Below are 18,009 nucleotides of genomic sequence, written 5' to 3' on the forward strand. Positions count from 1 at the left end.
GTCCCCTTCACTCCGCGGCCGTACGCGAGCGCTGGTAGTGCCGCCGGGCCTTCATGCGGTTGCCGCAGACCGCCATCGAACACCAGCGGGCGCTGTTGGGCTTGCTGTGGTCGATCAGGAACAGCCGGCACTCCGGGTTGGCGCACGGGCGCAGCCGGCCGGGGCTCGACTTCGTCAGCGCGTCCCAGGCGAGCACGGCCCGCGCGGCGGCGGACCGGCCCGGCGGCACGTCGAGCACCCATTCGACGCCGTCGTCGCCGAAAGCCGCCCGGTAGGTGACTTCCGCCACGAACCGCGCGGCCGTCGCGGGGGAGCCGTCGCCGCGCACGATGTCCTGCAGCGCCGAGCGCGCTTCGAGCAGCGCGCGGTGCTCGTCGCCGGTGGCCGGCTGCCCGTGGGCCGCCAGCCACTCCCGGCCGGCCACCGCGTCCGCCAGGTCGTCTTCGGCCCGGCCGTCACGCACCGGGGTGCTGTTCAGCAGGTCGAGAAGCAGCGTCTCGTCCGTCGTGGTCACCCTAACCGCCAAACTCATGGTTGACAGGTTACACGACCGATGCTTGCATGTCTAACTGTCAAAGTCCTCTAGAAGGGTTAGAAATCATGGGACTGGCTTGGCAGCAAGGACCGCTGGCCACGCGGGCGGTGGGGCACTTCCTGGTCGGACAACCACTGCCCGAGCGGCTGTTGTTCGCCGAACCGCTGCGGCGGCGGATGCGCGTGCGGTTCGGCGGGGAGTGGATCGCCGACAGCGAGGACGTCGTCCTCCTGCACGAGCCCGGCCGCTACCCGGTGGCGTACTTCCCGCTGGCCGACGTCCGCGAAGACGTCCTCGTCGCGGAGAACCGGACGACGACACACCGCGAGCTCGGCGCCACCGGCTGGTACACGGTCCGGGCGGCCGGCACGGAAGCACCGCGCGCGGCCTGGCGCCACAGCGAGCTGCCCGGCCACGCGGACGCCCTGCGCGACCGCGTCGCCTTCGCCTGGCGGGCGATGGACGCCTTCTTCGAGGAGGACGAGCGGATCGTCGGGCACGCGGCGGACCCGTACCACCGCATCGACCTCCGCCAGACCTCGCGGCACCTGGTCGTGCGTGACGGCGACCGCGTCGTCGCGGAGACCCGGCGCCCGGTCGTGCTCTACGAGTCGGGCTTCGCGCCGCGCTGGTACGTGCCGCGGGAGGACATCGACCTCACGGCGCTGACGCCGGTGGCCGGCGAGACGTTCTGCCCGTACAAGGGGCTGGCCGGCTACTTCGACATCGGCGACGGCAAACGCGCGGCCTGGTCGTACCCGGAGGCGTGGCCCGAGGTCGCGCGCGTGTCGGGGTTCGTGTCGTTCGAGCCGGACGTCGTCGACGTGACCCTCGACGGCCGCAAGCTGGCCCTCGAACCGGGGCAGACCGTCACCCCGCACGGCGTCGACCGGGGCCTGGACCCCGACGAGCTGCGCGCGTTCGCCGAGAAGGGGATCTGACATGGCTTCACTGACCGGTCGCCGGGTGCTCGTCGTGGGCCGCGCCGGCGGTATCGCCCGGGCGGTGACCCTGGCGCTGCGGGCGGCCGGGGCCCAGGTCGTGGTGGCCGGGCGCGACGAACCGGCACTGGCCGCCGCGTACGACGACCCGGACGTCGAGGCCGAGACCGTCGACCTGACCGACGAACCGTCCGTCGCCGCGCTGGCCGGCCGGCTCGGCCGCGTCGACCACGTCGTCTCGACGGCGTCGGCCCGGGCGCGCGGCCCGGTGGGCGAGCTCGGCCACGACGTCGTGCTCAAGTCGTTCGACGTGAAGGTGCTCGGCCCGCTGCTGCTGGCCAAGCACTTCGCGCCGCACCTGCCCGCGGACGGTTCGTTCCTGTTCTTTTCGGGGTCGTCGGCGCGGAAACCGGCCGCCGGGATGCTCGCTGTCGGCGCGACGAACGCCGCGGTGGACGCGCTGACCCGCGGGCTGGCGGTGGAACTGGCGCCGATCCGGGTGAACGCGGTTTCGCCGGGCACGGTCGACACCGGCGCTTACGACGGGCTGGGCGAGCGGAAGAAAGCCGAACTGTTCGCCGCCCGTGAGGCAACGAGTCCGGCGCGACGCGTCGGGCGTGCCGACGAGATCGCCGAAGCCGTCGTTTTCGCGCTGGGCAACACTTTCCTCACCGGCGTCTCGCTGGCCGTGGACGGCGGTGAGCCCCTTGTCTGAGCCGGAGTTCCGCCTCGAAGTGCTCACCCTGCCCGTCGCCGACGTCGATCGGGCGGTGGAGTTCTACACGGCTCGGGCCGGGTTCGGCCTCGACGTCGACTACCGGCCGAACGCCGGGTTCCGCGTGGTCCAGGTGACCCCGCCCGGATCGGCGGCGTCGATCCAGTTCGGCGTCGGCTTGACCGACGCGGCCCCGGGATCCGCCCGGGCCGGCTACCTCGTGGTGCCCGACATCGAGGCGGCGCGCGAGCGGCTGGCCGGCCGCGGGGTCCCGGTCGGGCCGCTGCGGCACAAGAAGTCCGCGGACTGGCAGGGTGACTTCGCGCCGGGCGCCGACCCGGACCGCCGGGACTACGCGAGTTTCTTCGACTTCGCCGACCCGGACGGCAACACGTGGATCGTCCAGGAGCGCGCCGCGCGGTGATCCGCGCGGGCCGCCTATGCTCGGCACGTGCCGCCGCTGGTCGTGACCCTCGCCGTCGACGGATCCGCCCAATCGGCGTGGAACGCCCTGCGGCGCCGGTGGTTCCCGCCCGAGCGGCTGGTCGTCGACGCGCACCTCACCCTGTTCCACGCGCTCCCGGGCGAGCACCTGGCGGCGGTGCTCGCCGACAGCGCCGAGGTGGCGGCCGCCGCCGGACCGTTCGAGCTGGCGGTCACCGGCGCCCGGTCGCTCGGGCGGGGCGTCGCGCTCGACGTCGCCGCCGCGCCCCTGCTGCGGCTGCACGCCGAACTGCGGGCGCGCTGGGCGGACTGGCTCACCCGGCAGGACGCGCAGCCGTTCAAGCCACACGTGACCGTGCAGAACAAGGTGCCCCCGGAGGTCGCCGCCGAGACGCTGGCGGCGGTGCGCCTCGACCCCGGCCCCCGCACGGCGACCGCGACCGGGCTCGACCTCTGGCACTACGTCGGCGGCCCGTGGGAGCACCTCGCCACCGCGCCGCTGGCCGGGCCGCGTTAGCCGCGCTGAGGCGCGAGGGCGGCGAGTTCCGCCAGGTGGCGCAGCGAGTTCTCGAGGTGGCCGGGGCCGAACGGCGGGAACGAGATGCCCCGGTCGCGGATGTACTGCGGCACGGCCGACCAGTCGTAGGACAGCGTGACCTCGGTGGCCGACTCGCCGACCGGGGTCAGGTCGTAGCGCCAGACCCAGCCGCCGAACTCCGGCTCGCCGTCGTCCTTCCAGCCGCCGGTCACCCAGCCGATGGCCCGCGGTGCGTCGAACACCTCGACGCGATTGACCACTTGGTAGTCGCCGACCGGACGGCTGCCGTGGAACATGTCCATCCGGAACAGCTGCCCGACCCCGGTCAGCGGCGCCGGGTCGACCGGCTCGCGCACCCAGCCGGTGCCGTCGATCGCGGCGTGCGCCACCGGATCCGCCAGCACGGCGAACACCCGCTCGGCAGGCACGGTGAGGGTCAGGGTCGCGCGCACGTTCTCGTGGTCCGGCATGGTCAGGTTCCTTTCTCGGCGGTCTCTCCCCCCCCCACCACGAACGGGCGGGCCGCCGTTCGACACCGTGCCGCGAATTTTTCAGTCGCGGATATGGAAGGCCGGTCTGGCCCGATTCTTGCTGAGGAGGCACGACACCCAAGTCGCCTGGTGGGGGAGGTTGAGGTGGTGTTTTCACTCGAGCTCGGGATGGAGCCGCGGGCCGGTCTGGAGGTGTCGCCGGCGCTTGTGGTGTTCGGCGAGATGCTGATGCTCCCGTACGACGCGATGCGAGCCGCGATCGAAGACGAGCTGCTGGGCAACACCGCGCTCGAACGGCTGGAGAGCGAATGCCCGGTCTGCGCGGGCCGCTGGCGTTCGCGGTGCCCGGTGTGCGCGCCGCCCGGCTGCGGCCCCGGTCCCGGCCCGGTCGCTGCCCGGCCTGAGGCCGTCGACACCGAACCCGACACCCACGCCCTGCTGCGGGCCGTGCGGGCCGAGGTCGGGGCCGCCGAGGTGGCCGTGGCCGAATACCTGGTCGGCAGCCTGGACGAGCACGGGTTCCTCGACCGGTCCTGCGCGCAGGTCGCCACCGAGCTCGGCGCGCCGGAGGCGGTGGTGGCCCGGGTGGCCGAAGTGATCCGGCGGGTCGGGCCGCCCGGCGTCGGCGCCGGCGGGGTCGCCGAGTGCCTGCTGCGCCAGCTCGACGCGCTGGACTGCGATCCGGACGACGCGACCGTGCGCCTCGCGCGCGAGGTCGTCGCCGGTCACCTGCCCGCGCTGGCGAAAGGCCACTTCGCGGCGATCGCCGCGGCGTTGTCGGTGTCCCGTGACGAAGTCCGGCGCGTGCTCGAGTTCGTCAAGGCGCGCCTGCGGCCGTACCCCGCGTTCGACGGCAACGCCGCGCCCCGCGCCGGTTATGTGGTGCCCGACGTGCTCGTCCGGCCGCACGGGGAAATCTCCGGCGAGTTCGCGGTGACGCTGGTCGAGCCGGCGATGAACCGCTTGCGGATCCGGCGGGACGGCGGGCAGCTGCCGCAGGCCCGGTCGTTCCTCGCGCTGCTGCGCGACCGCTGGGAGACACTGCGGCGGGTCGTCGAACTCGCCGTCGAGCGGCAGAAGGATTTCCTGCGCGACGGCCCGGCCGCGCTGCGGCCGCTGACCCGTGCCGAGGCCGCCGCCGAGCTCGGCCTGCACGAGTCCACGGTGAGCCGCGCGGTCGCCGACAAGTTCGTGCTGCTGCCGGACCGGACGATCGTGCCGCTGGCGAAGTTCTTCGGCGTCGCCGGCGGCGTCGACGAGGAACTGCGCCGCCTGCTGGCCGCGGCGGACGGCCCGGTGTCGGACCAGCGCCTGGCCGACCAGCTGTGCGCGGCCGGCTACCCGATCGCGCGCCGCACGGTGGCCAAGCACCGCGCCCGGCTCGGGTTCGCCTCCACCGCGCTGCGCTGACCTGAAGGGGACGTTCAGGGCATCTGATGCGCTGAAGGGCGCTTTGCTGTCATCAGATGCCAGGAACGTCCCCTTCAGGGCACGCCGGCCGAGCGCTGACCCCACCCGGGCTGGCCCGGTTCTTGCAACGTCGGGAGACGTGCACCGAACCCCGTGGGAGGCCGGCATCCGGGACCTCGAAGCCGCATCCCGGCTGCTCGACGTGACCAGCCGGGATGGGCTCGCGGAGTTCGTCAGCGAGCTCGTCACCGGCGCGAGCGGCGGGCGGCTCTCCCGCGATGCGGCCCGCGCGCTCACCGGCGTGCTCACCACCACCGCCCTGCGGACCGTGCCGACGCTGAGTGCGCTGGTCGGGGCCCGCCGGGCGGTCGCACCCCACGTGTACGGCCTGGCGCTCGAAGGCATGAGCGCCGAAGACCGCGACCACGAGCTCGCCCACCGGTTCGTCCGGTTCGCCGAGGCGGCGGCCGGCCGGGCGGCGCGCACGCCGGACGGTGTCGCGGCGGCGGTCGAAGCGGCGGCGCGCGAGTTCGTGCCCGGGCTCGCGCCACGACCAGGAAAGGAATCCCGCATGTTCGAAACAGAATCCCCGACGGCGGAGTACGGAGAGGCCGAGTACGGACGGCGCGGGCGGCGCGGCCGCTGGGCCGACGACGACGAGTACGGCGGCCAGGGCGAGGCCCCGTACGAGGCCGAGCACGGCTACGGCGAGTACGAACAGGCGGGCCAAGGCGAGTACGGCCAGGGTCAGTACGGGCACGGCGAGTACGGCGGGCACCAGGAATCCGAAGAGGCGGAGGAGGAGCGGTTCCTGCCGCTCATCCCGCTCGCCGGCAAGGTGCTCGGCGGCCTGCTGGGCGGCCTGATGAAGGAAGGCGAAGCGGAAGGCCAGTACGAGTCGGGCTACGGCGAAGCCGAAGCCGAAGCCGAGGGGGAAGGCGAAGGCGAGGCGGAGGACGAGTTCCTCGGCAAGATCCTCAAGCGCGTCCTCGGCCAGGAAGCCGAGCACGACGAGCTGGCGCTGTCACCCGCCCAGGAAGCCGAGTTCGCCGGGCACCTGATGGAGGTCTCGAACGAGCAGGAGCTGGACCACTTCCTCGGCGGGCTGGTGAACACCGTCGGCAAGGTCGTGCAGGGCGTGCGCGGCGCGGCGAACTCCCCGCAGGGCCGCGCGCTGATCGCCGCGGTCAAGCCGCTGGCCAAGTCGGCACTGCCCGCGCTCGGCGGGGCCATCGGCACCGCGATCGCACCAGGCATCGGCACGCAGGTCGGCTCGGCGCTCGGCACCGCGGCCGGCTCGCTGTTCGAGGGCGAAGCCTCCTTGACGCAGGAGCAGGAAGAGTTCGAAACGGCCCGCCGGATCGTCCGGCTGGCGTCGGCGGCGGCTCAGGACGTGGCCTCCGCGCCGTCCGGCGGCTCGCCGCGGCTGGTCGGCGAGCTCAGCCTGTTCCGGGCCTCACGCCGGTTCGCGCCGTCGCTGTACCGCCGCGGGCTCCGGCGGCTCTCCCCGATGGCCCGGCGGTTCTACGGCCGCCGCTACCGCAGCTTCCGGCGCCGCTACGGCAGCAGCTCGTACCGGCGGCACTACGGCTACCACGGCTTCGGCTACCGCCCCCACTACGGCCACTACGGGTACGGGTACCCGTATCAAACCGGCCCGGAACCCGAGCCCGCGCCGTCGCAGCCGCCCGGCCCGCCGCAGCCCGGCTTCAAGTGGGTCGCCGTGCCGGTCGACGCTCCCGAGCCCGCCGCGGAGCCCGCGCCACCGGCCGGTGACGCCGCTCCGGCGTCGGGCGAGTACGCCTACAGCGCCAACGGGCGGGGCCGGTCCCGCGACGGCGGTCTGTGAGGCGACCATGGCCGCTCCCGTGTCCGCCACCTGGCTGCTCGAGCAGGAGACCCGCGCGCTGCTGACCCGGCTCGCGGCGGTCGAACCGTTCGTGCTCCAGGAAACCTGCGTCGCGGCGGCGGCGCTGTCGCCCGCCGCGCTGTCGGGGATCGAGCAGTACCTGATCGCGGGCAGGCGCGCGGTCCGCCGCCGGGCGGAGGAGTTCCTGCGGTGGCTGCGCGGCCACGGTTCGGCCGCGCCCGCCGCCGAGCAGCAGCGCCGGTTCTGGGTGCTGCGCCTGGCTTTCCAGAACGCGCTGACCCAGTTCGACCTGTTCTCCGAGGTGATCACCCAGCGCAGCGAGCACGACAACGGCGTGCTGCTCTCCGGGCTCGACCTGGCCGCCGCGGACGCGCTGCGGCTGCCCGGCACGCCCATCGAGGGGCCGCCCGTCGTCTGCTCGTTCCACCGCGGGATCGGCGGCTCGATCCGCCGGGCCCGCACCCGGCTCCCCGGCGGCGGCGACAACCCGGTCGCGCTGCTGCGCATCCCGCGTGAACGGATCGGGTTCGGGGTCGCCTCGACCCTCGGCCACGAGGCCGGGCACCAGGGCGCGGCGCTGCTCGGGCTCGTCGAGTCGTTGCGGGCCCGGCTCGACGAGACCCGCTGGCGGGCCGGCGACCACGCGCGCGAGCTGTGGCGGACGTGGCTCAGCGAGATCGTCGCCGACGTCTGGGCGGTCGCGAAGGTCGGGATCGGCTCGACGCTCGGCCTGATCGGCCTGGTCAGCCTGCCCCGGGGGTTCGTGTTCAAGCCGCCCGACGACGACCCGCACCCGGTCCCGTGGCTGCGGGTGCTGCTCAGCTGCGCCGTCGGCGACCGCTTCTACCCGGATCCGCAGTGGGCCGGGCTGGCCGCGACCTGGCGGTCCATGTACCCGCTGACCGGGCTGCGGCCCGAGCTCGCCGACACCCTCGCCGCGCTGCGCGCGGACATCCCGGAACTCGTCGGGTTCGTTGCCGGGCACCGCCCGCCACAGCTGCGGGGCCGGGCGCTCGGCGACGTCCTCACCGGCCCGGACCGGACGCGCCCGGCCCTGCTGCGGCGCTTCTGGTCGTGGCAGGCGGACCCGGACCGGATGGCGGCCGCGCCGCCGATGCTCGCCTTCGCCGTGCTCGGCCAGGCGCGGGCGGACGGGCTCCTCTCCCCGGAACGGGAGAGCGCGACGCTGCGCCGCCTCATCGGCCGGTGGGCCGTCACCAGCACGCTCGAGACGGCCCGCGCCACCAGCCGTCTGTTCGCCGGGCAGCCACTGCTCCCGGCACCCCCGTCAGTCAGCGCACCGCACTTGGAGGAACACCGTGCCGAATCCTGAGCCCGTCCACGATCTCGACCTGACCGCGAAGCCGCGCCGAACGACCGCGGGCGGCATCGTGCTGCTCGAAACCACACTGCCGAAGGGAACCAGCACCTACCGGGTCTTCTGGACGATCACCGGCCCGGTGCGCTTGACCGAGCAGGACACTCAGATCGCGCTGCTCGGCGCGACGCAGGTCAGCGATCGGGTGACCCTCCTTGAGAAGACGAACCGCGTGTTGCGAGCCACGCTCGACACCGCTCCGCTGGCCGTCGGCTCGTGGACAGTCGGTCTCCGGCTCGTCGTCATCGACGACAGCCCCGGTGAAGGCGTGGCCCGCGAGCTTTCCGGTGAAGCCGGGCCCATCGAAGTGCTGCCGCGCCCGTTCGCGGCCGGCGACGACGTGGCCGTGACCCTCAAGCGCGCCCAGGTCCCGCCCACCGAAGACCAGTCCCTGTGGGTGGCGATCCGCAACAGCACCAACGCGATCGGCTTCGAGAACTTCAGCCGGTTCGTCGACCAGGTGATGTGCGGTGACCTGCCGGGGCAGCCGAGCAAGCGCGAGCGGCACAAGCTGGCCAAGGTCGACCGCCGGACCGCACTGCCGTTCCCCAACGTCAACCGCTACCGCCTGCTGAAGGCCGCGACCGAGGTCTTCCTCATGGTGAACTGCGGGGTCGACCGCCGGGTGTTCGACGGGGTCGACGTCGCAGAAGAGTCCCGGCGGCTCAACCGGCCGGTCAGCAAGACCGACATCGAGCGGGAGTTCCGCGACTACCTCGTCCAGGTCGACCGCGGCAACGGCGGGGGCACCCTCGACGTCCTGCCTTACCTCGGGCTGATCCGGCTGCAGCTGCGGGACGTGGCCGTGACGGGGAAGGCGAACGACGACGAGGATGCGGAGGCGTGCTTCGGGATACTGGCCGACAAGCTCGTCCACCCGTGCTTCCTGGAGCTCATCTGGTCGTTCTGGACGGACGAAGCGGGCCCGCTGCAGGCGCTGAAGGCGATCAGCTGGCGGTTCCAGAACCGCGCGGCCGGCTCGCCGCGGCGGGACCCGCTGGCCACCATGGACATCGATCCGCTGCGCCCGCTCAACAACCTCGTCTGGGGCTGGATCCAGGACGAGCAGCACCGGCTCACGATGTCCCGCCGCGCCTACGAATACGACCACGCCTACGGGCTGGAGCTCTCGACCCGGCAGGGCCCGCCGGTGCGAGGCGTGGACAGCCGGTCGCGGTTCCTCGACGCGTTCCACAACCTCCTGTCGCTGTGCGAGGTGTTCTACCGCTGCGACGACGACACCACGGTCATCGCCGACGGGTTCGGGATGCTGAACGCGTTGAAGGAGACCCACCTGCTGCTCACCCAGGGCGCGCACAACCAGTACGGCGACCTGCCGTGGACCGCGCGCCACGAAATGCTGATGGCCGAATGGATCCTGGCCCGCCCGGAGCTGAAGGACTTCCTGGCCACCCGGACCATGGTGGCCTACCAGGAGACCTGGATGGACCGGGTCGAAGCGATGAACCGGCTGCAGCACTGGACGGACGTGTCGGTGCAGCACTTCCGGGACCTCGCGGTGTTCGGCGAGCAGCTGCTGCTCAGCATCCGGTTCGCCGCGTGGAGCGTGGTGATCAACCCCGAAAACGCGGCGCAGTGGGCCCGGTACTTCCGCGCCGAGGTGAAGGGCTACATCTACGCCTACCGCGCGGTCAGCGGCGTGGACCTGACGCGGCGCGACGCCTCGGCGGCGCCGGTGCGCGAGCGCCACGGTGCCTACCGCTCCTGACCCGGGCGGGCCGGCGCGGGTCATCGACGCGCACTGCCACGCGGGTCCCGGCGACGGGTTCAGCGGGCCGTGGGACACCTCGGCGCCGCTGTCCCGCTACCTGCGGCGCTGCGACGAGGCCGGGATCGGGGCCTCGGTGCTGTTCGCCGCGTTCCACTCCGACTACGCCACCGCCAACGAGGCCGTCGGCCGGATCGTCGCCGGGCGGCCCGGCCGGTTCTTCGGGTTCGCGTTCGTGCACGCCGAGCGCGACCGCGGCCGGGTCCGGTCGCTCGTGCACCGCGTGGTGACCGGTTTCGGCTTCTGCGGCATCAAGGTGCACCGCCACGACGCCCGGATCAGCCGGGAGATCTGCGAGGTCGCGGCGGAGTTCCGGCTGCCCGTGCTGTACGACGTCGTCGGCGAGACCGCCGCGGCCGAGCTGCTTGCGACCGAGTTCCCGGGCGTCGACTTCGTCATCCCGCACCTGGGCAGCTTCGCCGACGACTGGAGTGCCCAGCTCGCGTTCACCGGCCTGCTCGCCGAACACCCCAACGTCTACACCGACACGTCCGGGGTGCGCCGGTTCGACCTGCTGGAGCGCGCGATCGCGCTGGCCGGCCCGGAAAAGGTCCTGTTCGGGTCGGATGGGCCGTGGCTGCACCCCGGGCTGGAACTGGCGAAGATCCGGCTGCTGCGGCTGCCGCCGTCGGCGGAATCCCTGGTGCTGGGTGGGAACTTCCTCCGCCTCACGCGCGCGGCGCGCCGCAGCTCGTGCACCCGGCCGGGGGCGCGGAGTCCGGTGCCGGCCACTCGTGGTCCGGCACGTCTCCCACCGTGACGACGCCGTTGCCGAGGTGGCGGTGCCCGATCCGCAGCACGAGGCTGCGCAGGTCCCGGACGTTGCCCGGGTAGGACCGCCCGACGAGCAGGTCGCGGACCGCGTCCTCCAGCTCGGGCGGCTCGTCCTCCGGGCTGGCCTGGCGGAAGAAGTGCCGGGCCAGCGGGATGATGTCCCCGGTGCGCTCGCGCAGGCTGGGCAGGTGCAGCGTGCACTCCGCGATCCGGTAGTAGAAGTCGTCGCGGAAGGACCCGTCCGCGCGGGCCGAGATCAGGTCCCGGTTGGTGGCGCAGACGAGCCGGAACGAGCTCTTGCGCCACAGGTTGCTGCCGACCCGCTTGAACGTGCCTTCCTGGATCACCCGCAGCAGCTCGGCCTGCAGCGGCGCCGGCAGCTCGCCCACTTCGTCGAGGAACAGGGTGCCGCCGTCGGCCAGCTCGAACGCGCCCGCCCGCGCCGCCGCCGCCCCGGTGAACGCGCCCTTCTCGTGGCCGAAGAACTCGCTGCCGGACAACGACGGGACGACCGTGCTGCAGTCCAGCACGACGAGCTTCTTCTTGCCCCGCCGCGGATCCAGCTCGTGGATCAGCTGCGCGACCCGTTCCTTGCCGGTGCCGCTCTCGCCGGTGATCAGCACCGAGGCACCGGTGAACCGGGCGACCTCGACGGCGTCGCGGAGCGTCGCCTGCCAGACCGGGCTGTCGCCGACCAGGAAGTCCTGGACGTGTCGGCACGCCAGCAGGTCGTCGATGGCCTGCCACCGGCGCAGCCGTTCGGCGACGTGCCGGGCCGCGGCGGCGTCGCCATCGCGCCAGCTGCACGCGTCCGACGCACCGGCGCGCAGCAGCGCCCAGCTGTCCGCGCCGAGCGCGCGCCCGGCCGTCGACACCGCGAGCACCCGGCCCGGCCGGTCCCGCGACACGGCGCGGAGCCGGTCGGCGACCGCCGGGCCGGGGGAGTCGAAGGCGAGCACGCCGTGGCGCGGTCCGTCGTCGCCTCGGCGCAGCGAAACGTCCAGCTCACCGAGGGCGCGGACGAACGACTCGACCACGCCGCCGGGTGTCCCGACGACGTCGAGCCAGGCGTCGACCGCCGCCGTCGCTGCCGATCCGGCCACGGCGGTCAGGGCCGGGGCCGCACGGGGGTCACCGCGCCTTCCCGTCGCGCCCCGCCGGTTCGGGCGCCTCACGGGTGGTCAGCGGCGTCACGCCGGGAACGAACGCGAACGTGGACTCGGGCACGGTGAACGGACGGCCGATCCCGGCTCCCGGAACGGCGTCCTGCACTCTCTTGATCGCGCGCCTGGCCTTCTTAGCGGACGGGTAGAGCCGGCTCGACTTGGCCAGTTCCCGCTGCTCGCCCTTGCGATCCGCGATGAACACCCAGCCGAAGCCGTCGTCGTTCACGGTGACTATTTCGAACCAATAATCTTGCACAGCACGTCCCTTCATCGAGACCGGTGGAGCGCGAGCGCCCGCGCGGCGTGCGCCCGGCGGCGGGCGAGCACCTCCTGGACACCCGGGTCGCCCACCGGCCGGTCCAGCACCGCGGCCGGTCGTTCGAACTTCAGCACCACGACGTCGGCCGCCTGGTCGGCGGTCACCCCTGGGGAGCGCAGCACCGCGTCGACGGCGGCGTAGTCCCCGCGCAGCTCGGTGACCAGGTAGTCCACCTGAGCGTCCAAATCGGACAGAATGGCCGAGCCTGGTACCCGGCCCCGGAAACCGTGCCGGAACAGCCCCGCCCGGCGGTTCGCGCTCGTCCACTGCGCGAGGCCGATGCCGGGCAGGCGCGGCCCGGTGCGCGCGGTCGTGCTCCGGTCCCGCACCTCGTCCGGGGTGAAGTCCCGTACCCGGCCGGTGAAGTCGGCCGACCGCATCGGGGTGTCTTCCCGGCTGCCTTCGATCCGGTCCGGCTGCACCCCCGACTCGGCGATCAGGTTGCCGACCACGCCGGCCGCACCGTTGACCGGGTAGTGGTAGGTGTTCACCAGCAGGTCCATCACCCGCCGGATCCGGGCGTCCTGGCCGGTGGGGACGGTGCTCGCCGCCGGCGGCAGGTGCCGCCCGTCGCGGCGGCAGGTGATGACCGCGAAGAACCGGCTTTGCGGGCCGGTCAGGTCGAGCTTGCCGTCCGGGCGGGTGCGCAGCGACTTCTCGCCGACCGTCTGGCCGACCGTTTGGCCGACATTGCCGCCGATCACGCGGATCCGGCCCGGCCGCACGTCGGTCACGACGTCGCAGTGCGTGGCCCGGTAGCGCGCGTCCCCGATGTTGTCGTAGGTGGCGCCGCTGTCCTGCCGCGCCGCGCACACCAGATCGCCGACCCGCGGCACGGCCTCGGTGGCCCGGAACGCCCAGAACGGGTTCGCGGTGTCCCCGCGCAGCCGGTTGGCCCGCGCCGCCCGGATGTAGGACTGGTGCGCCGCCGAATAGCGGAACGCGGGCCCGGCCCCCGCCCGGCGCATCACGTACGAGACGAACACCGCGCTCCACGGATGCCCGGCCTGGTAGGCCTTGCTTCGCAGTTGCGCGTCGGACACCGTGACGCCGACGCCCTCGCGGTAGTACTCGCGCAGGAGCGCCGAGGCCGCCGCGTCGGTCTCGGTCAGCGCGGCCCCACGGCCCGGCCGCCAGCGCCGGAACTGCTCGCGCGCCACTTTGGCGATCGCTTCGCACAGCGGCTGCGCCGGCCCGCCCGGCGAGGGCGCTTCGTGCTCCGGCCCACCGTGCCCGCCGGCCTCGGGCAGGTCCGTCCCGGGATCTGCGAGCAGCCGCCACCCGAAGATCCGCGGGATGTCGTCGTGCGCGACGCGCGTCCGCTCCACCCGGAAGGTCCGGCTCCCCGGCGCGAGGGCGGCGGCGACCCGCAGGCTGTTGGCGGCGGTCCCCTCACCCGGCCGGAACAGGACCCGCAGCGCCCCCGTCCCGGCGGCCTTCCGCTTCCGGGCCCAGGCGATCAGCGGCGCCGGATCGGTGTACAGCGCGTCGAACGCGTGCACCTCGTCCGGGTCGGCGTGTCGCAGGATGGCCATCAGGGCCGACCCGCCACCGGAGTGCGCGGTGAGGATGAGCTTGCCGCGCGTGGCGTGCACGCCGGTCGCGGCGGAGAACCGGCGCAGCGCGTCATCCACCAGCCGCGCGAGCGCGCCCGGCGCGGTCAGGGCGGGGAAGCTGTAGCGCCGTCCGCCGTGGAAGTGCCCGCGGGGGAGGACGAGCAGGGTGGGCGTGCGCCTGCCCCGCGTCGCCGGGTTCGCGGGATCCGACAAATCGAGTCCACTGCGGCGTTCCTTGTCGTCCGGCAGCGTCATCCGGGCCCCACGTGCGGAGAACCCGTGCAGGTGCACGACAACGTCGACGGTGGCGGCCCGCGGCATCGACCCCCACCGCAGCACCAGGTCCGGCCCGGTACCCCGATGGCGCACCAGCTGCGGAAGCCGTTCCACGACCAGCCGGCCGCCGTGCGTGCGGTCGTGCGGAGCGCGGTGTTCGAGCACCGCCGCGGGAGATGCCGTCATGGCCGACCCTTTCCGAAGCCCCGGGTGTCGGCCCCTGTGCCTGCAAGATGCGGGCCAGCACCGGAGCTCCACCCCACGCCTACGAAACGGCCGAACCGCCCGAAGTGTTACCGACCGGACGACGGCTTCGTCTGTCAGGATGCCTCGGTGTCACTTGTCGCCCGCTGGTGCCTGGAACACCTGGGGAGCGCGCCGGTGGAGGAGTTGTTCAGCTCCGGGCACTTGTCCACCGTCATCGGGCTCCGCCTGGCCGACGGCCGCGAGGTCGTGGTCAAGGTGCGCCCGGCCGCGCCGCGGGTGGCGGCGTGCGTCGAGGTTCAGCGGCGCCTGTTCCAAGCCGGTTATCCCTGCCCGGAACCGCTCACCGGCGCGGCGCCCTTCGGTGACGACATCGCCACCGCGGAGGTCTACGTCCCGGGCGGCGATGTGCTGCCGCGCGCGGACCACGCGCCCGCCGCCTTCGCCGAGGCGTTCGCGCGGCTGATCCGGCTGGCCCCCGGCCCCGCCGAGGTACCCGCCCTCGCCCCACCACCGTCGTGGGCGGACTGGAACCAGCCCGGGAACGGCCTGTGGCCGCGCTCGGAGGAATCCGATGTCGACCTCGACGCCGTACCGGGCGCGGAGTGGATCGACGAGGTGGGGCGCCGTGCCCGCGACCGGTTGCGCGTCGGTGGCTCCCGTGCGGTGGTCGGCCACAGCGACTGGCTCGCCGGCAACCTGCGCTGGAGCGAAGACGCGCTGCTGGTGGTGCACGACTGGGACAGCCTGACGGTGGACGGCGAAGACGTCTTGGTCGGCTTCGCGGCCGCGCTTTACTCGACCGTTGCCGAGGAGAAGCTGGCCACGGTCGGGGAAACGCGGCGATTCCTCGGTGCGTACGGCGAAGCGCGTGGCCGGGCCCTGAGTACCGAGGAACTCCGGCGCGCCTGGGCAGCGGGCGTGTGGACGAGGGCCTACGACGCCAAGTTCCAGCACGCGGCCGGGAAGCCGATCACCGCGTTGTCGGAGAACGAGGCACGCGAGCGCCTCCGCCGGGCCGGATGACCGGGTGGCCCTCCCAGTACCTGTCTCACCAGTGACTCCCAGCCGTCCCGGACGCCTGCCAGCCTGCTTTCAGAGGGCTCCACGCGCCCCGAACAGCCGAAGGGACGAAGACCACATGGCGGACCGCCAGTTCACCACTCACGCAGGCCTTTTCGATCTGAAGGGGAAATACGCCCTGGTCACCGGCGGCACCCAGGGCATCGGGATGATGATCGCGCGCGGCCTGCTGCAGGCGGGCGCCCGCGTCGTCATCAGCTCGCGCAACGCGGACACCTGCGCGGAGGCACAGCGGCTGCTGGCCGGATTCGGCGACGTCCGGGCAATTCCCGCCGACCTGTCGAAGCACGACGAGTGCCGGCGCCTCGCCGATCTCGTCGAGGACAACTCGGAACGCCTGGACATCCTCGTCAACAACGCGGGAGCGATGTGGCGCGAGCCGCTGGAGACGTTTCCGGACGAGGCGTGGGACACGGTGCTCGACCTCAACCTCAAGGCGCCGTTCTGGCTGGTGCAGGCGCTGCTGCCCGCGCTTCGCCGGGCGGGCACGGCCGAGGATCCCGCGCGGATCGTCAACATCGGCAGCATCGCCGCCATCCACGTCGCCGAGTCGCCCAACTACTCCTACGCCGGCAGCAAAGCGGCACTCCACCAGCTCACCAGGGTCCTGGCCCGTGAACTGGGCCCGCAGCACATCACGGTGAACGCCGTGGCCCCCGGGCCGTTCCCCTCACACATGATGGCGGCCACGCTCGAGGCCGTCGGCGACACGATCGCGGCGAAGGCCCCGCTGCGCCGGCTCGGCCGCGACGACGACATGGCGGGCGTCGCCGTATTCCTCGCCAGCCGGGCCGGGGCCTACCTCACGGGCACCGTCATCCCGGTCGACGGCGGCATCGCCACGACCGCGACGGGTACCTAGGGGTACCGGCAGTACCTCCCTCCGCCGGTGGGCCGGATCTAGGGTGAAGGGGTGACCAAGATCGATCTGCGCACCGAGATCAAGGAGTTCCTGCGCTCGCGCCGCGCGCGGATCGCGCCCGAGCGCGCCGGGCTGCCCGCTTACGGCGGCAACCGCCGGGTCAAAGGGCTGCGTCGCGAAGAGGTGGCTCTCCTGGCCGGGGTGTCGGTCGACTACTACGTGCGGATGGAGCGCGGCAGCCTCGGCGGCGCCTCCGACGGGGTGCTCGACGCGGTGGCCGCCGCCTTGCACCTCGACGAAGCCGAGCGCGATCACCTGTTCCACCTCGCGCGGCAGTCCCGGGCGCCCGGCGGTCCACGCCGCCGCCGACCCGCCACGACGGTGCGTCCGGCGCTTCAGCGGGTGCTCGACGCCGTCACCGATGCGCCGGCGTGGATCTGCAACGGCCGGTACGACGTGCTGGCCGTGAACCACCTCGCCCGCGCGCTGTATGCCCCGGTGCTGGCCGACCCGCGACGGCCGGCGAACACCGCGCGGTTCGTGTACCTGGAACCCGAGGCGGCGGAAGCGTTCTTCGTCGACTACGACCGGATCGCCGGCGACGTGGCCGCGAAACTACGGATGGAAGCCGGTCGCAATCCGCACGACGAGCAGCTGATCGCCCTGGTCGGCGAGTTGTCGACGCGCAGCGACCTGTTCCGGCAGCGGTGGGCGGCTCAGGACGTCCGGCTCCACCGCTCCGGACACAAGCGCCTGCACCACCCGGTGGTGGGCCGGCTCGACCTGGACGTCGAGTCGATGGAGCTGCCCGCCGACCCCGGCCTGCTCCTCAACGTCTACACGGCACCCGCCGGCACGGCCACGGCGGACGGCCTGGCCCTGCTGGCGTCGTGGGCGGCCGGCCACGTGCTCGAGGGCCGGAGCTGACGCCCTCACGACGGCGGCCGCTGTGCCGTTGCAGGTCGTGGATCAGCCAGTTCTGGTCGCACGCCCGGGTCGTGCCCGGGTACTCGGCCTCCGCGCTCCACTCCACCTGCGCGACCCACGCCTTGTCGCAGTGGTGGTCGCACTCGACGGTCTGGTGGCACAGCTTCCAGTCGCCGGGCAGCAGCCGCCAGGAGTCGCCGGCGGTGCTCCGCTAGGGGATGTTCATGGCCAAGAGCCGCGATCAGCTCGTCGGCGCGAGCCGCATCACGAGGCGTATTCGTCCGAGATCTCGGTGGCGTACTTCTTCCAAAGCGGTGTCATGGTCTCGGCGTTCACCGGCTGCCCGGAATCGATCATGGCCTTGAAGTCGCGGAAGTACTGCACGTACAGGTCGGGCGTGAAGGTGTTCAGCATGACCGCGTTCTCGGTGCCGACGTTGGCGAACGTGTGCGGCGCCCCGGTCGGCACGATGACCCAAGTGCCCGGCCCGGCGTCGTAGTGGTCCTCGCCGACGGTGAACCGGAACGTTCCCGCCAGCACGTAGAAGCCCTCGTCGTGCTGGGCGTGGCGGTGCTGCAACGGGCTCGGGGTGCCGGGCGGAATGGTGACCTCGGCGAACCCCAGCCGGTGGTCGGTGTGCTCGCCGTTCTCCAGGATGCGGATCCGCTGGGCCCCGCTGCCGAGGATCTCGCCCTCACCGGGGCGGACGATGTTCACCTTTGCCACGACTT

At 73.0% G+C, this 18,009-nt stretch carries 18 protein-coding genes; 12 read left to right on the top strand and 6 right to left on the bottom strand.

All coding sequences use genetic code 11. From position 1 onward, the window contains the following. Positions 1-7 precede the first annotated feature (7 nt). Positions 8-532 (bottom strand): CGNR zinc finger domain-containing protein, encoded by a 525-nt coding sequence (locus SD460_RS22740; RefSeq protein WP_290061944.1) that lies wholly within the window; start codon positions 530-532, stop codon positions 8-10. A gap of 68 nt (positions 533-600) precedes the next feature. Between SD460_RS22740 and SD460_RS22745 the strand changes: the two genes are divergently transcribed. The 4 genes from SD460_RS22745 to SD460_RS22760 are packed head-to-tail and all read left to right on the top strand — an operon-like array spanning position 601 to position 3,152. Next, positions 601-1,476, top strand: coding sequence for a DUF427 domain-containing protein (locus SD460_RS22745; protein ID WP_290061946.1), 876 nt, complete (start codon positions 601-603; stop codon positions 1,474-1,476). A 1-nt stretch (position 1,477) separates the two neighbouring features. Next, on the top strand, positions 1,478-2,191 hold the full coding sequence (locus SD460_RS22750; protein WP_290061947.1) for an SDR family oxidoreductase: 714 nt from the start codon (positions 1,478-1,480) through the stop codon (positions 2,189-2,191). After that, on the top strand, positions 2,184-2,615 hold the full coding sequence (locus SD460_RS22755) for a VOC family protein (protein WP_318306707.1): 432 nt from the start codon (positions 2,184-2,186) through the stop codon (positions 2,613-2,615). The genes SD460_RS22750 and SD460_RS22755 overlap by 8 nt, the downstream gene beginning before the upstream one ends. 27 nt (positions 2,616-2,642) lie before the next feature. After that, a complete protein-coding gene (locus tag SD460_RS22760; RefSeq protein WP_318306708.1) occupies positions 2,643-3,152 on the top strand; it encodes a 2'-5' RNA ligase family protein in 510 nt (169 codons plus the stop codon). On the opposite strand, the gene SD460_RS22765 is transcribed toward SD460_RS22760, so the two are convergent. Then, a complete protein-coding gene (locus SD460_RS22765; protein ID WP_290062020.1) occupies positions 3,149-3,643 on the bottom strand; it encodes an SRPBCC family protein in 495 nt (164 codons plus the stop codon). The genes SD460_RS22760 and SD460_RS22765 overlap by 4 nt on opposite strands. Before the next feature lie 165 nt (positions 3,644-3,808). Here SD460_RS22765 and SD460_RS22770 point away from each other — a divergent pair, with 165 nt between their 5' ends. The 5 genes from SD460_RS22770 to SD460_RS22790 all read left to right on the top strand — a co-directional run bounded on the left by SD460_RS22770 (position 3,809) and on the right by SD460_RS22790 (position 10,871). Next, on the top strand, positions 3,809-5,074 hold the full coding sequence (locus tag SD460_RS22770) for an RNA polymerase factor sigma-54 (RefSeq protein WP_290062022.1): 1,266 nt from the start codon (positions 3,809-3,811) through the stop codon (positions 5,072-5,074). Positions 5,075-5,213: 139 nt separating this feature from the next. Beyond that, complete coding sequence (locus SD460_RS22775; RefSeq protein WP_290062023.1) at positions 5,214-6,923, top strand: hypothetical protein; 1,710 nt, start codon at positions 5,214-5,216, stop codon at positions 6,921-6,923. A 7-nt stretch (positions 6,924-6,930) separates the two neighbouring features. Further along, positions 6,931-8,277, top strand: a complete 1,347-nt coding sequence (locus tag SD460_RS22780; RefSeq protein ID WP_290062024.1) for a hypothetical protein — start codon at positions 6,931-6,933, stop codon at positions 8,275-8,277. Beyond that, a complete protein-coding gene (locus tag SD460_RS22785; RefSeq protein ID WP_290062025.1) occupies positions 8,264-10,051 on the top strand; it encodes a hypothetical protein in 1,788 nt (595 codons plus the stop codon). Before SD460_RS22780 ends, SD460_RS22785 begins: the two co-directional genes overlap by 14 nt. Continuing rightward, positions 10,035-10,871 carry an amidohydrolase family protein gene (locus tag SD460_RS22790; protein WP_290062026.1) on the top strand — a complete coding sequence of 279 codons (837 nt, stop codon included), beginning with the start codon at positions 10,035-10,037 and terminating at the stop codon, positions 10,869-10,871. The genes SD460_RS22785 and SD460_RS22790 overlap by 17 nt, the downstream gene beginning before the upstream one ends. Here SD460_RS22790 and SD460_RS22795 read toward each other — a convergent pair. The 3 genes from SD460_RS22795 to SD460_RS22805 are packed head-to-tail and all read right to left on the bottom strand — an operon-like array spanning position 10,780 to position 14,388. After that, positions 10,780-11,988, bottom strand: coding sequence for a sigma 54-interacting transcriptional regulator (locus SD460_RS22795; RefSeq protein WP_318306709.1), 1,209 nt, complete (start codon positions 11,986-11,988; stop codon positions 10,780-10,782). The genes SD460_RS22790 and SD460_RS22795 overlap by 92 nt on opposite strands. A gap of 28 nt (positions 11,989-12,016) precedes the next feature. Further along, a complete protein-coding gene (locus SD460_RS22800; RefSeq protein ID WP_290061057.1) occupies positions 12,017-12,277 on the bottom strand; it encodes a hypothetical protein in 261 nt (86 codons plus the stop codon). A gap of 41 nt (positions 12,278-12,318) precedes the next feature. Then, positions 12,319-14,388 (bottom strand): phage tail tip lysozyme, encoded by a 2,070-nt coding sequence (locus tag SD460_RS22805; RefSeq protein ID WP_290061058.1) that lies wholly within the window; start codon positions 14,386-14,388, stop codon positions 12,319-12,321. A gap of 147 nt (positions 14,389-14,535) precedes the next feature. Between SD460_RS22805 and SD460_RS22810 the strand changes: the two genes are divergently transcribed. The 3 genes from SD460_RS22810 to SD460_RS22820 all read left to right on the top strand — a co-directional run bounded on the left by SD460_RS22810 (position 14,536) and on the right by SD460_RS22820 (position 17,278). After that, entirely contained in the window at positions 14,536-15,432 is an 897-nt protein-coding gene (locus SD460_RS22810) for a phosphotransferase family protein (protein WP_290061059.1), read from the top strand. A 115-nt stretch (positions 15,433-15,547) separates the two neighbouring features. Then, positions 15,548-16,351, top strand: coding sequence for an SDR family oxidoreductase (locus SD460_RS22815; RefSeq protein ID WP_290061060.1), 804 nt, complete (start codon positions 15,548-15,550; stop codon positions 16,349-16,351). Positions 16,352-16,402: 51 nt separating this feature from the next. After that, entirely contained in the window at positions 16,403-17,278 is an 876-nt protein-coding gene (locus SD460_RS22820) for a helix-turn-helix transcriptional regulator (protein WP_290061061.1), read from the top strand. A 264-nt stretch (positions 17,279-17,542) separates the two neighbouring features. Here the strand turns inward: SD460_RS22820 and SD460_RS22825 are convergent, their stop codons facing one another. Next, positions 17,543-18,004: a cupin domain-containing protein gene (locus tag SD460_RS22825; protein ID WP_290061062.1), complete on the bottom strand. Its 462-nt coding sequence runs from the start codon at positions 18,002-18,004 to the stop codon at positions 17,543-17,545. Positions 18,005-18,009 lie beyond the last annotated feature (5 nt).

This window comes from Amycolatopsis solani, assembly GCF_033441515.1.
Taxonomy (GTDB): domain Bacteria; phylum Actinomycetota; class Actinomycetes; order Mycobacteriales; family Pseudonocardiaceae; genus Amycolatopsis; species Amycolatopsis solani.